Annotated in this window: 11 protein-coding genes; all 11 read left to right on the forward strand. The window is 42.2% G+C overall.

Features of this window, described 5'->3' with window-relative positions:
* Window positions 1-111: 111 nt before the first annotated feature.
* The 11 genes from C509_RS25165 to C509_RS0116415 all read left to right on the forward strand — a co-directional run bounded on the left by C509_RS25165 (window position 112) and on the right by C509_RS0116415 (window position 14,126).
* Window positions 112-612, forward strand: a complete 501-nt coding sequence (locus C509_RS25165; protein ID WP_018708013.1) for an HAD family hydrolase — start codon at window positions 112-114, stop codon at window positions 610-612.
* Between the two features lie 606 nt (window positions 613-1,218).
* Window positions 1,219-2,388 carry an ROK family protein gene (locus C509_RS0116370; RefSeq protein ID WP_018708015.1) on the forward strand — a complete coding sequence of 390 codons (1,170 nt, stop codon included), beginning with the start codon at window positions 1,219-1,221 and terminating at the stop codon, window positions 2,386-2,388.
* 53 nt (window positions 2,389-2,441) lie between these two features.
* Window positions 2,442-3,002: a chromate transporter gene (locus C509_RS0116375; RefSeq protein ID WP_018708016.1), complete on the forward strand. Its 561-nt coding sequence runs from the start codon at window positions 2,442-2,444 to the stop codon at window positions 3,000-3,002.
* 40 nt (window positions 3,003-3,042) lie between these two features.
* Window positions 3,043-3,573 carry a chromate transporter gene (locus C509_RS0116380; protein WP_018708017.1) on the forward strand — a complete coding sequence of 177 codons (531 nt, stop codon included), beginning with the start codon at window positions 3,043-3,045 and terminating at the stop codon, window positions 3,571-3,573.
* 90 nt (window positions 3,574-3,663) lie between these two features.
* Window positions 3,664-5,697, forward strand: a complete 2,034-nt coding sequence (locus C509_RS24115) for a transporter substrate-binding domain-containing protein (RefSeq protein ID WP_018708018.1) — start codon at window positions 3,664-3,666, stop codon at window positions 5,695-5,697.
* Entirely contained in the window at window positions 5,694-7,073 is a 1,380-nt protein-coding gene (locus tag C509_RS0116390) for a sigma-54-dependent transcriptional regulator (RefSeq protein ID WP_018708019.1), read from the forward strand. The genes C509_RS24115 and C509_RS0116390 overlap by 4 nt, the downstream gene beginning before the upstream one ends.
* Before the next feature lie 129 nt (window positions 7,074-7,202).
* Entirely contained in the window at window positions 7,203-8,195 is a 993-nt protein-coding gene (locus C509_RS0116395) for a TAXI family TRAP transporter solute-binding subunit (protein WP_018708020.1), read from the forward strand.
* A gap of 68 nt (window positions 8,196-8,263) precedes the next feature.
* A complete protein-coding gene (locus C509_RS0116400) occupies window positions 8,264-8,707 on the forward strand; it encodes a DUF1850 domain-containing protein (RefSeq protein ID WP_018708021.1) in 444 nt (147 codons plus the stop codon).
* Window positions 8,708-8,711: 4 nt separating this feature from the next.
* Entirely contained in the window at window positions 8,712-10,679 is a 1,968-nt protein-coding gene (locus C509_RS0116405) for a TRAP transporter permease (protein ID WP_018708022.1), read from the forward strand.
* Window positions 10,680-10,893: 214 nt separating this feature from the next.
* The gene (locus tag C509_RS0116410) at window positions 10,894-11,931 is read left to right on the forward strand and encodes a TAXI family TRAP transporter solute-binding subunit (protein WP_018708023.1); all 1,038 of its coding nucleotides are present in this window, start codon (window positions 10,894-10,896) and stop codon (window positions 11,929-11,931) included.
* Between the two features lie 236 nt (window positions 11,932-12,167).
* Complete coding sequence (locus C509_RS0116415; RefSeq protein WP_018708024.1) at window positions 12,168-14,126, forward strand: TRAP transporter permease; 1,959 nt, start codon at window positions 12,168-12,170, stop codon at window positions 14,124-14,126.
* Window positions 14,127-14,266: the final 140 nt, after the last annotated feature.

Here is a 14,266-nt window from a genome sequence, read left to right on the forward strand (position 1 = left end):
ATAAATCATGCAGATGTGGTAGCTCTCCAGCGACATTGGGAAAACTTACAATTTGAATATATTCAAGAAAAATATCGGCCTTATAAGGAGGTTCTTAGAAATACTTTACCGATGGCGTTTAGAGATTATGGGTATCCTTTCAGTACCGAAGATGCCATTCGTTTTTCGGATTCAATGGGAAGCTGGAAGCCCTTTCCTGATACTGTAGATGCTTTAAATGAATTAAAGAAATATACAAAAATTGCCCTCATTACAAATACGGATGACGCAATTATCTCTGAAACAGTCAAGCATTTGGGGGTTGAATTCGACGCAATTGTTACTGCTGAACAGGCGGGTAATTATAAACCAAATCGTGATGGTTTCCATTTAGCACTTGAAAAATTAGGCCTTGATAAATCAGAAATCCTGCATGCTGGTTTCGGTTTTAAATATGACGTTATTCCTGCTTCAGAGCTTGGCATAAAAACTTGTTGGATTAATCGATATGGCGAAGTACGCCCTGCTAGTGTAAAAGAAACCTATCTGGTAGGGGATATGACAACTTTTACTTTACTGGTAAAAGGACTGATTCAAACCTATAACAAGGATGATCAAAATGTGCCCTTTTGAAGGGCACGTTTAATTTTGTATGAGGGGAGCGGAAAATTTGTTTCTAAGTAAATAATGCATGATCCGGAAAACGTTAAAGGATGGGTGGCAGATAAAACATTAACCTGCTATGGTGTGCAAATCCTGTTTAAAAGGAAAATGGTTTTCATGGAATACATAGAGAGAAATTCAGGAGAAATAAATGAAAATCAACATCAATAAAGTGTTTATTATCTAGATTCATAAAAGACAAAACTAGAATAAACATACGGATGAAAAAAGCTTTGCCTATTATAGGTTTCAAGGTATTTTCCATTTTTTTGAATTCATTATCTCCACTTTAGAGATCCGAGCTCGTATATTTGGCAACTTGGGGCGATGGAGTCGTCCTTGTCATGTTTTTCTAACTTCCTCAGATTGTACCATAGCCATATATTACTATGGTGGACATCCAGTGTATTTCCTTCCCCGAGAGTAAAACGCAGTGGGGGATGTCTAACAATACCTGCAGTATCAAATAAAAACACTTGAAGATTTATCCTCTGTCATTTACATTATAAACAGAGCTTAATTCCAAAAAGGAATAAAGGTGATGGACACAGATATATTTTATCAGGGGGATGAAAATTGCTGAAAGAATTCCTGGCTGACGATTCTAGAAAAAATTCACTTTTAAAAGAGACATACAGACAGATCCAAAAGCGCAAATTCATTTCAAAAGCGGAGTTGATCGAGCTTTTACAGGCAAGGCCGACAACGATGACCAGGACGATCGAGGAATTGCTCCAAAACGGCTGGATTAAGGAAGGAGGAATCGGTCCTTCCAGCGGTGGCCGTCCGCCAATCTTATATGAAACGGTCAAGGAAGCTGCATGGGTTATCGGGATCGATATATCTCGGGCTGCCGTAAGAACGGTTCTGACGACGGTTGATTTTTCCATATTGGAGCGGCATGTCATCCCGATGACGAAGGAACAGACGCCTGATGTTGTTTTTCAAGAGATCAATAATTTAATCGACAAATGGCTGGCGAAATATAATATATCCTTTAAAGACTTGCTCGGTATCGGGGTAGGAGCAGTTGGACCAATTCAAAGGAAAGAAGGAAAAATGGTGAATCCCGAATCATTTCTTTCTTCCGGATGGGAAAATGTTGATATCAGGGAAAGGCTTTCCCGATTCCCCGTGCGCATTTTAGTTGATAATGGAGAAAATAGTGCGGCGGTGGCTGAATTTGTCAGGCATGGCGAATCGTTCCGCAATATTCTTTATTTTGTCCAAGGATACGGAATCAGGGGCGGTGTCATGAGTGATGGAAAAGTATTTAATTCCGACCGGGGGGATACAAGTGCCTTGGGACATGTTATTGTACAGGCAAACGGCAGGGTCTGCATATGTGGCAGGGAAGGATGTTTGAGCGCGTATGCATCTTTCCCTGTGATGGTTGAAGAATACAGAAGAGCCAGCGGTAAAAAGGAAATATCCTTTGAGGGTTTTTTGCAATTACTGAAAGAGAATGACCCCGAAGCAGTCCGGATTGCAAAAAAAGGCGCTTTCTACTTCGGAATCGGTCTGGCAAACATCATCAATTCGGTTCGTCCGGAACTCGTTGTTCTCCACGGCAGCCTTGTCTATGAGGTCCCTTTTTTTTATGAAGAAGCGACTGACTGCGCAAAATCCCATATGTATATGCCGGGTGCCTTGTCTCCTGCATTTAAAAAAGGCTCCTTAAAAGAAGAAGCCATTGCACTTGGAGCGGCCATGCAGGTGTTACAGTCATATTTTGATGTGGGCTAACAGGTATACTTTATTCTTAAAAGGAAAAAAGAAGAAAGGGGGCGTCTTTACAAATGAAAGAAAAAAAGGTTCATTTACTCCTGCAGCTGTTTTGGACGTTCATGAAGATCAGCCCGGTCACATTTGGCGGGGGATTTGTCATGATGCCTCTAATGAAGAAAGAAGTTGTTGATAAGAAAAAATGGATTAAAGACGAAGAAATCGTCGATTCCATTGCACTTGCACAAGCAGCCCCTGGCTCAGTGGCGGTCAATTCGGCCGCTTTTGTCGGATATCGGATTGGGGGAGTGAAGGGAGCGATTGCCGCGACAATCGGTATGATGATTCCGACTTTTTTTATAGTCATCATTTTAAGCCTTTTATTTCTTACCGTCAGAAATAATCATTATGCAGAGGAAGCTTTTAAAGGGATCAGGCCGGCGGTCGTCGCCCTGATTGTATACGCTGCATGGACAACCGGCCGATCCTCTATTTCTGATAAGACAACCTTGACTATTATGGCATTGGCAGTCATACTGCTTATTTTCTTTCATATGCATCCTGTCCTTCTGATTACAGCAGGAATCTTAAGCGGGATCTCAATTAAAAAGTTGAAGTCATCAAAGAGGGAGTAAATCGTCTAGATCAGAGGTCGACTAAGGAGGGGAACCGCATATGCTATTGGATCTATTTCTTACGTTTTTGCTGGTCGGTTTTGTTTCATTCGGAGGTGGATACGCCATCATCCCGATGGTTGAATTGGAAGTTACACGTCATGGCTGGATGACATCCCAGGAACTGATCGATGTCATTGCGGTTGCCGGGATGTCGCCGGGGCCGATTGCCACGAACACAGCCGTTTTTATTGGTTTTCATACAGCTGGATTGCTCGGAGCTATTGTAGCGGCAGTTGCAATCACACTTCCTTCGGTTCTGATTGTATTCATCATCGCCGCTTTCTTTTACAAATTGTACGAAGCCCCCGCGGTACAATCCGCTTTTTATGGACTCCGTCCTGTCGTTACCGCGCTAATCATATTTGCAGCCTATTCATTCGCTGGCTCTAACGGCCTATTCTCTCTTTCGGAAGAGGCGTTGCCAGGAGGCCTCCTGTTTTTATTCTGCTTATTTGCCCTGATGAAATTCAAATGGCATCCCGCATTGATCATCCTCATCGCCGGTTTTGCAGGCATTGTCATATACTGAGACAATTACATTTGATATTGCACCTTCTGCCAGGCTAGGCTAATCTAGTATCACGGACTGGAAGGCTCTGTCGGGAGGTGTAGCTTTCTGTTGAAAAAACTTGTCATTATTTTTATAAGTTTTATTTTAGTATTCTTTCCTGTATCAGCTCAAGGGGATCAAGATGAAAGCCCTGCAAATGGGAAAAGTGTGAATTCTCTTGAAATTAAGGTTTTGAAGGTTGGTTTTGATCCGAAATCTCCGCCTTATCAATTTATCCGTGATGACCGGTATGTCGGTTTTAATATTGATTTGATAGAAAAAATTGCCGAGGATCAGAATTTCCGGGTGCAATATGTTCCGCTTACCATCAACCAGAGCATTGAAGCCCTTCGTGAAGGAGAGATCGATATCATCCTGGGGGTACCGTTCACGGCCGAATTTAGTGAAGTGGTTGATTTTACTGATCGGTATTTGACTTCTTCAGTTGGCGTCTTAGTTCCAGAGGGCAGTCCGATCAAGGAGCTCACTGATCTTCAAGGCAAGAGGGTTGCTATTCAGTACAATACAATGGAATATGGCTTTCTGAGGAATATTCGGCATATCCATTATCACTCTGCCCACAATGTGAAAACCGGTCTTGAGGTTTTGTACAAGGAACGAGCGGATGCCTATGTCGGGAATCAGATTACAGCAAAATATCTATTGAAAGAAAAAGGGCTGGAAGATCAATATCAATTTTTAGACAGCCACTTATTGCCGCTTGAATACTCTTTTGCTGTTCAAAAAGGGAACTATCAATTGATGCATCATTTGAATATAGGAATTCGGCAACTTAAACTGACGGACAGCTATTCCGAAATATATAATGAGTGGTTTGAAGATTTTGAGTCGCCATTGAGCGAAAAATTAAAGAAAATCCGTGAGATGCTCATTTTTATTGTTGTCTCGGCGCTTATCATCTTCTTGCTGGGATTTCGTTGGAACCGAATCCTCCAGCGGGAAGTCAATCGAAAGACGAAAGACTTGCAAGCAATGAATCTGTCTTTAATAGAACAGGTTCAAAAAACCAAAAACAGCGACCAGTTCAAAGAGCAGATTTTAGAATCCAGCGCCAGAGGAGTCGTCACGTGTAACCATAATGGCATCATTACAACAATCAATAGTGTCGCCCTCGAAATGATGGGGGAAAAGCAAAAGCCGGAAGGAAAAAAAGCAAGTGATTTTCCTTTTCTATGGAATATGCTTGAAGGGAATATGGATGAAACAATCAAATCGGGAAAGAAGTTAATCGGAAAAGAACGGAAGGCGGCACTTCCGGGTAGGGAAGATTCCTATTTACGTTATGATATCCAGCCGTTATATAATTTCGAGAAAAGAACTACAGGCGTCCTCCTCTTTTTTGAAGATATTACAGCGGAAAAGAGAATTAAGGACCAATTGCAGGAACAGGAAAAGAGCCGTGCCCTGATTCAGCTTGTTGCAGGACTGGCACATGAGATCCGAAACCCACTCACATCCATCAAAACATTTGTTCAACTTATCCCGATAAAAATGGACAATGAGAGGTTCCGAAATGAAATCTCCACTCTTGTACCGAAAGAGATCGAGCGCCTTAATCAGCTTGTGGAAGGGTTGATTAATTACGCCAAGCCGGAGAGCGGTGTTGCAAAACCCCTTAATTTGGAAAAGCTCATCCAATCTACGATTATTTTATTTAAACAGGAGGCAGAAAATAAAAATATCGAAATCAGGTGGGAAGTGGAGGCTGATTTATGGATTGAGGCGGATGAGAGCCAAATAAGCCAAGTATTGATCAACCTGTTTCTCAATGCTATTGAATCGATGGATAACAAAAGGAAAAATAATCAAGAACAGGAGACATTATCCCTTTTTATAAGGGCCTGTCGGTCCGGAGAAACGGTGGTCGTGAAACTTTCCGACCAAGGGGAAGGGATATCGGAAGAAGAGATAGGAAAAATTTTCGAACCTTTCTATACGTCAAAAGCATCAGGCGCCGGGCTTGGGCTCTCTCTTTCAAAGCAATATATAATAGAGAATAACGGATCCCTGACAGTCGAAAGTGAACCGGGCATCGGAAGTATATTTGAGCTGAGGTTTCCTAAAAAGGAGAATCAAGAATGAAAGTTTTAATCATAGATGATGAACAGGCCATTTGTTCTTCATTGAAGTTTGCGTTGGAAGATGAGTTTGAAGTGAAAGCAATGACAGATCCCTATAAAGGGCTTGCAATATTAAAAGAACAGGAGTTTGACTTTTGTCTGCTTGACCTTAAAATCGGTGCTGTGAACGGGCTTGATATATTAGAAGAAATTAAAATTATCCAGCCCGCCACAGTTGTTGTGATGATGACAGCGTACGGTTCCATTTCTTCTTCTGTGGAAGCAATAAAGAAGGGAGCTTATTCTTATCTTACAAAGCCCCTTCATATGGAAGAACTATTTTCTACGATGCGACAGGCAGTAAAATTCCAGCAGTTGAACAAAAAAGTGGAATATTTAAGCCAGGAACTGGAAAAGAGGTATGCTTACGAAGGGATCATCGGGAACAGTCCGGCCATGAAACATGTTTTTGAATTGATAGATAAAGTGAAAGATATTGATTCAAACATACTTGTCACAGGAGAAAGCGGGACAGGCAAGGAATTGGTCGTCAGGGCAATCCATTATTCTGGAAAAAGGAAAAGGGAGCATTTTGAAGTAGTCAATTGTTCTGCCATCCCGGAAAATCTACTTGAAAGCGAACTGTTCGGCCATGAAAAGGGCGCTTTTACTGGAGCTATGTCTAAAAGGGAGGGTAAGTTCGAGCTTGCCCAGGGTGGAACGATTTTCCTTGATGAAATAGGAGAAATGCCTTTATCCCTGCAAGCCAAACTTCTTCGGGTCATACAGCAGCGGGAAGTGACTCCGCTTGGAGCGGTTAAACCGGTCAAGCTTGATGTCAGAATCATCGCAGCAACAAACAGAGATTTAAAACAAGCAGTAGAACAAGGAATTTTTAGGGAAGATCTTTACTACCGCCTCAATGTATTGGAAATCACTTTACCCTCATTAAGGGAAAGGCGGCAAGATTTGCCGCTTTTGATCAATCACTTTATCGATGAATTCAATAAAGAGCTGAACAAGAAGATTAAAGGTTTTTCAGAAGAAGCACTAAAATGGCTTTTACATTATGACTATCCGGGAAATATTCGCGAGCTTGCCAATATTGTGGAGTCTGCCATGATTGTTGAAAAAGTGGACAAACACGGATTGGTGGACCTGCCAAGAAGGTATACCCAAAAGCTGGTACAGCAGGGGGAAGATGTTGATACAATTGAAGCGGCAGCCAATATGCTTGCGGGAAATCCATTGAAGGAAATTGAAAAGAAAGTGATACTGGCCACACTAAAGAAGAATGGTAACCACAGAAAAAAAACAGCGGAGATGCTGGGGATCAGTGAGCGAGGATTGCGTGAAAAGCTGAAAAATTATAAAGAAAGCGGCAAAACATTCCCTTGAGCGGAAATTTTTGCCGCATTTTTTTATGTTCGACAATGGAAGCGCTTGAAAAGACAGGCTTTTTTAGTTGGCATGGATTTTGCAATTTAAGAATACGAGAGCAATATTACAAATGGAGGGTCAAAAAAGATGAAAAAATTATGGGTATTACTTTTTGCTCTAATACTTGTATTAGCAGCATGCGGGGGCAAAGATAAGAGTGCCTCGGACAGTAAGGGGAAAGACGGAGAAGCCTCATTTGACGACTTGTTCGTTACCATCGCCACAGGCGGTACGTCAGGAGTCTACTACCCAATGGGGGGAGCGCTTGCAACGATTTTGGAAGACAATCTTGGGATCGATGCTTCGGTTCAGGCAACACAGGCCTCGGTTGAGAACGTAAATTTGATTCTGAGTGATCGCGCTGAGTTGGCCTTTATCACTGGGGACACTGGATTCCAGGCTTATGAAGGATCAGGTGCATTTGAAAAGGAAGGAGCAAAAAAAGACTTAAGAGCACTTGCTTCGTTTTATCCTAACTACCTGCAAATCATTGCAACTGAAGATTCAGGTATCAAATCTTTTAAAGACTTAAAAGGGAAAAAGATTGCGGTCGGTGCACCAAACTCTGGTACTGAGCTTGCTGCACGGGTTCTGTTGGAAGGCCATGGAATGAGCTATGATGATATTACACCTGACTACTTATCTTTTGCAGAAGCAGCAGAGCAAATGAAAAACGGTATTATTGATGCGGCTATTTTAAGCAGTGGAATTCCAAACTCTGCCATTATGGATTTGGAAACAACGCATGGTGTTAACTTCCTTCCAATCGAAGACGATGCAATGAAATATCTGACAGAAAAATACTCTTATCTAAAAGAGGCAAAAATCCCTGCCGGCTCATACAGCAATAAGGAAGATATTCCGGCAATTTCTATTACAAATGCATTGATTGTAAGCAAGGACTTATCAGAAGAAGAAGTGTACCATATTACGAAAGCGATTTATGAAAATCTCGATACTTTGAAAAATGCCCACAGTGCAGCAGAAGATATCGATGTGAAGAATGCTCCGGAAGGACTTGGCATTCCATTGCATCCGGGGGCTGAGAAGTATTATAAAGAAGAAGGCGTTATAAAATAAACAGTCAAACACAAAAAAGAAGGAGTTGGCTCCAACTCCTTCTTCTTAAAAAAAGCTTTTGGATTGTCATGATCATTTTTATTATTCTTACATCCTTTTTTATGTATTATAAACATCAATCTCTCGAACTGGTCCTGTGCGATCAAGAAGATGGGACTGAGTACATAAGAGAAGAAGTCAACCCAGACGATGAAATCATCGTTCACTGGAGACATTCGGTGGAAAGAACGATTTGGGAAGAAAAACTGAAGATTGAAAAAGATGGAACCTTTACTTTGACAGAAACCCGTTTTCAATCATTTGGAGCAGGAGTTCCCAATGAAAAGGGCGGGAAAGTATCAATCAAAGATGGATATGTAGTCATGGAAGATTTAAATGAGACAAAGCCGGCTTATTATTGGATTCATTCCCAACTGGCTGAATTGACGGTATATAAAAATGGAAAAGAACTTCTGCTGCCTGATGATATTCCTCATCATCATAAAGTGGAGATGATTATAGAGAAGGGGTGACAAAATGAAAAAAGAAACGATTGGACAGGAGACCGCCGAATTAGAACAAGGTCATGTGGAGATTTTGGAAAAATATGATGCAGAGTCACGTTTTCGGATGTTCAAGAACAAGTACATGACAATGTTGATTTCTATCATTGCGGTCGGGTTTTCTTTATATCATTTATATACATCTGTTTTTGGAGCACCTGCAACAATCAAGCACCGGGCGATTCACGTTGCACTTGTTCTTGTCTTGATCTTTTTATTATATCCAGCAAGCAAAAAGATGAGCAGAAGCAAGCTTAACTGGTTTGATGCCATTTTAGCCGTTTTATCTGTTTCTACGGCAGTGTACATCTTTGCAGATTATTTAGGAATCATCCAAAGGGGCGGAATTCCGAACAGTATGGATGTCGTTTTTGGTGTTCTGCTAGTGCTTCTTGTTCTAGAAGCAGCACGAAGGGTGACAGGCTGGGCGCTGCCTCTTTTAGCTGTGTTATTTTTCCTTTATGCACTGTATGGCCGCAGTTTCTCCGGCATATTCAGGCACAGGGGCTATGAATGGGATATGGTAGTCAATCAGCTTTATGTGACGACGGAAGGGATATTCGGAACAGCTGTTGGTGTTTCAGCCACATATATTTTCCTGTTCATCCTATTCGGAGCGGTATTGGGAAGGTCTGGAATGGGCCAGTTCTTCAATGACTTTGCCCTTGCGGTCGCAGGTCATACAAAAGGAGGACCTGCAAAAGTTGCTGTTATGGCGAGCGGGCTGTTGGGAAGTATTAACGGATCCGCGATAGCCAATGTTGTTACAACGGGCGCATTTACCATTCCTCTCATGAAAAAAATCGGTTATAAAAAAGATTTTGCTGGAGCTGTAGAAGCCACTGCTTCGGTGGGGGGACAAATTCTTCCGCCAGTCATGGGAGCCGCTGCTTTTATTATGGCAGAAATGCTGAATATGCCATATTCTCAAGTGGCATTGGCAGCTATTTTACCAGCAGGCCTATATTATTTGGGGATCATCACGCAGATTCATTTAAGAGCATCAAAAGACGGGTTACAAGGAATGAAGAGATCCGAACTGCCGAAGGTCTCCGAAGTGTTAAAAGAAAGAGGTCATCTGTTCCTGCCGCTTTTATTCCTAATTTACATGCTGTTTTTCAGTGGCAAAACGATAATTTTTGCTGCCTTCTGGACGATCGTTGTAACAATCCTCGCGGCGCAGCTGAGAAAAACGACAAGAATGTCATTGAAGGAAATTCTGGGTGCTTTGGAAGATGGTGCGAGGTCAGCGTTGTCTGTTGCTGTTGCGTGTGCGGCAGTTGGAATCATAGTCGGAGTAGCAACGTTGACAGGTTTCGGTTTGAAGCTTGCGAGCGGAATTGTTGCTATCGGCGGGGACAGCCTGTTCTTGACTTTAGTATTTACAATGATAGCCTGTATCATACTGGGGATGGGGCTTCCAAGTATTCCGACATACATCATCACAGCGACAATGGCTGCGCCTGCACTTGTACAACAAGGTGTACCGCCGTTTGTTGCACATATGTTTGTCTTTTATTTCGGCCTATTTGCGAATCTTACTCCTCCGGTTGCCCTTGCTGCCTTTGCAGCTGCCGGTATTTCTGGAGGAAGTCCGATGCGAACGGGATTTGTCTCTATGAAACTGGCGATCGCCGGATTTATCGTGCCATTTACTTTTGTATATAATCATTCTCTGTTGATGATTGACACAACATTTGTCGAAGGTGCGATCGTTATTGTCACTTCTGTAGTGGGTGTGATTATGCTGGGGGTTGCTGCCGAAGGCTTTTTATTCACCGAGATGAATTGGCTGTTTAGAATACTGTCGCTTGCTGGTTCTGTTTTATTGATCACTCCAAATATGTTGCAGGATGTGATTGGTGTTTCTATTATAGTCATCGTGCTTGTTATTCAGCTGTTCAAAGTAAAAAAGAATAAAAATATAGCTATAGCATCTTAGTTTACTAACAGGAGGCGGCTGAATCTTTGACTGCCTCCTGTTAATAAAATACTGGAGACGTAATCTTTTTTAAAATGAGATGTCTGAATATTTTATTGAAGTGTGAATATAATTTTGATATACTAATAGACATCAGTACTAGTTTTTTATGACCATATGAAAGCGGTGTCAATGTTTGTAAAAATATATAAATTTGTATGAAAGGGGAAAATGGATGTTTATTAAAAAAAGAATTTCGTTCATTGCAGTATTATTCATGATCGCCGCATTACTAGCAGCGTGCAGCAGCGGTTCAAGCGGTGATGGAGGCGGAGGAAGCGGAGGCGGCAAGAAGAAAGTAGCTATCGGACCGCCTGCGAGTGAAACGAATTCTGTCTCAAAACTAATCATGGAAGCTTATGGTATTGAAGAAGGAGATTATGAGGCCTTTCAGGAAGCCTTTGGAGATGCGGCTGACGGAGTCCAGGATGGGAATATTGAAGTATCAATAGGAATCCTTGGTTTACCGGCCGGTAGCATTGAAAGCTTACAAGCTTCAGCCGGTGATGTTAAAATGCTTGGGCTTTCTGATGAGGCAATCAAGCATATTGAGGAGAAAAGCGGATACAAGCGACACACTATTCCGAAAGACACGTATGATTTTCTTGATGCTGATGTCGAAACAGTAACTGCTTATGCCGTTTTAATGGGGAACACGGATACGATTGATGAAGAACTTGGGTATGAGCTTGCCAAAATCATGGTAGAAAATGCGAGTGAAAACACACATGATCAGGCAAAACAGATGACACTTGAAAATGCACTGAATGGGGCGGAAGGGCTTCCTATCCATCCAGGTGCTAAGAAATATTATGAAGAACAAGGATTGAAGGTTGATAATCCTGTAGCTGAACTTAAGGCTGATAAGAAAAATAGAAAGAGTGAGTTGATCCTTGGTACGGGAAGCCAGGGTGGAACTTATTATCCACTCGGGGGAGAAATGGCTAATATTTGGAATAAACATATCGATGGCGTTAATGTAACGAACACAGAAACAGGTGCTTCCATTGAAAACCTTGCGAGTATCCGTGATGGAAACATGGATTTAGGCATGACTGTCCACGTGCCGGCACTGTCTGCTATTGAAGGCGAAGGGGACTTTGAAGGGGCAAAAGTAGAGAATGCTGCTTTCATTGGTCATATTTATCCTGAGGTCGTTCAGATTGTCACACGTGAAAAAACAGGAATCAAGAGCTTGGAGGATCTGAAATAAAGTAAAGCGCCAGTCATAGGATCAAGCACAAGACGAATGTGACGAGGGAGTTTATAAAACTACGACAGCAATCGGGCTCGTATCATTAAACCAATGGTAGAACCTGACATACCTTATCACAATAAAAAGCGATGGAAAAGGGATGATTGTACATACCGTCATCCCTTTTTTCACTTTGGAAAGGCTGATGAAAGTTGTTAGCGCTTTTCGAAATAAACATAGAGTGAGGTGTCTTTATGAAAGAGAAAGAACATCTGGATGCCCAGGAAATACTTGAGAAGTATGATAGGGAAAATCAATTCAGGACTTCAATTGGAAAATGGGCATGGGTTGTTACGCTTCTAGGAGTTTCTTTGACGGTGTTCCATCTATATACTGGTTATTTTGGAACACTGCCTTCTCAGAAGCAGGGGGCGATCCATTTGGGCACAGCTCTTGGGATCATTTATTTACTTTTTCCTGCTAAAAAAGGAATGCACAAGCTACAAAAGAAAGTTCCTTGGTATGATGTTGTGTTGGCGTTCGGTGCCATGTATGTCACTTACCATAAAATCTTCTTCTTTGACTCTATTTTAAAAAGCAGGATCACTGGATATAGCACAATTGATATTATCATTTCTATTATCGGGATACTCCTCGTTTTGGAAGCGACCCGCAGAACAGTAGGGGTACCTATTGTTGTTGTGGCGAGCATCACAATTTTATATGCTATTTTTGGTAAGCATATTCCGACAACCATTTTGTCGCATCCCGGATTCTCGGTGGACAGGATTGCCCCAAATCTTTGGTATCAGGAGAGTGGTGTTTTTGGAACACCTGTCCAAATTTCGGCCAAATTTATCTTTCTATTCCTGTTTTTTGGTGTCATGCTTGTCCACACGAAAATCGGACAGTTTTTCAATGATTTGGCATTTTCGCTGACTGGACGCTTTACGGGAGGGACTGCAAAGACGGCTGTTGTTGCCAGTGCTCTCCAAGGTATGGTTTCCGGAAGTTCTGTCGGAAATACGGTTGCTTCTGGATCATTTACCATCCCCATGATGAAAAAATCAGGATTTACCCCTGAGTTTGCAGGTGCAACGGAGGCTTCGGCATCAACGGGCGGGCAGATTATGCCTCCAATTATGGGAGCAGCCGCCTTTATCATGATGGAATACCTTGGTGTTCCCTATTCCACGATCATGCTTTCAGCTATGATTCCGGCTGTTCTGTACTTTACAGGTATTTTTATTGGAACTCATTTCGAAGCGAAAAGATTAAAGATATTTGGCTTGCCAAAATCGCAGCTTCCAGTATTCAAAGATTTAATGCTAAAAAACGGGTTTATGCTTTTACCGGTTGTTATAATGATCGGTACGATTCTCTCGGGATTTACACCGCAAAGAGCGGCGCTTCTGGGGATTGGAGCTGTTTTTATCGTAAGCTTGGTCAGGAAAGACACGAGGCTTTCCATTCGGAAAATCTTTGAAGTGCTTGAACAGGGTGCAAGGGTAGCGCTGCCGGTTATTGCAGCTGTAGCAACTGCAGGAATCATTGCAGGGGTTGTGAGCATGACGGGACTTGGAGCCAAATTTGCTTCGGGAATTATCGCTCTATCAAGTGGGCATTTAATTTTGGCACTGTTCTTTACAATGGTTGCCTGTATCATACTCGGAATGGGACTTCCGACAACGGCCAATTATGTTGTTACGGCAACGGTTGCGGCACCGGCTCTCATCAATGAGTTCGGCTTGGCACCGATTGCGGTCCATATGTTTGTATTCTATTTTGGAATTGTGGCGGACATCACTCCGCCGGTCTGCTTGGCTGCTTATGCCGGAGCGGGCATTGCCAGGGCGAACCCATTCAAAACAGGGGTCATTGCAGTAAAGCTTGCCATAGCGGCTTTTATCGTACCGTACATTTTTATTTACAATCCAATTTTGGTACTTGTGGATGTAACGCCTCTGGCACTTGTATTTGCGATCGTTACTTCGCTGATTGGCATGGCTGGCATTAGCAGTGCAGTCGTCGGATTCTACGCACGGAATTCATTTATGTGGGAGAGACTTGCCCTTTTTGCTGGCGGACTCATGATGATCTTCCCAGAAACGATCAGCGACTTTGTCGGCGCAGCCATTCTGTTGGGCATTTGGATTATACAAAAACAGCGTAAAGATGACAGCAGTCAAATGAACAAGCAAGTGACAGTGTAAAAGTACATTTTCTCCATTCACTTTTATGTGGATGGGGATTTTTTTTATGGGAGTGAAATATGACTTTGAAGAGATAGGCCTTTGTTCTAAATCGATTTTCTAACGTTAAAATAGATTTTCACAAGACAATCAATTTAAAG

The organism is Siminovitchia fordii DSM 16014 = CIP 108821 (assembly GCF_000374565.1).
Classification (GTDB): domain Bacteria; phylum Bacillota; class Bacilli; order Bacillales; family Bacillaceae_C; genus Siminovitchia; species Siminovitchia fordii.

Excerpts from the sequence above, each read along its gene's own strand:
- C509_RS25165 (WP_018708013.1), top strand. The coding sequence starts at position 112 with ATGGCGTTTAGAGATTATGGGTATCCTTTCAGTACCGAAGATGCCATT.
- C509_RS0116375 (WP_018708016.1), top strand. The coding sequence starts at position 2,442 with ATGAAAGAAAAAAAGGTTCATTTACTCCTGCAGCTGTTTTGGACGTTC.
- C509_RS0116380 (WP_018708017.1), top strand. The coding sequence starts at position 3,043 with ATGCTATTGGATCTATTTCTTACGTTTTTGCTGGTCGGTTTTGTTTCA.
- C509_RS0116390 (WP_018708019.1), top strand. The coding sequence starts at position 5,694 with ATGAAAGTTTTAATCATAGATGATGAACAGGCCATTTGTTCTTCATTG.
- C509_RS0116395 (WP_018708020.1), top strand. The coding sequence starts at position 7,203 with ATGAAAAAATTATGGGTATTACTTTTTGCTCTAATACTTGTATTAGCA.
- C509_RS0116400 (WP_018708021.1), top strand. The coding sequence starts at position 8,264 with ATGATCATTTTTATTATTCTTACATCCTTTTTTATGTATTATAAACAT.
- C509_RS0116405 (WP_018708022.1), top strand. The coding sequence starts at position 8,712 with ATGAAAAAAGAAACGATTGGACAGGAGACCGCCGAATTAGAACAAGGT.
- C509_RS0116410 (WP_018708023.1), top strand. The coding sequence starts at position 10,894 with ATGTTTATTAAAAAAAGAATTTCGTTCATTGCAGTATTATTCATGATC.
- C509_RS0116415 (WP_018708024.1), top strand. The coding sequence starts at position 12,168 with ATGAAAGAGAAAGAACATCTGGATGCCCAGGAAATACTTGAGAAGTAT.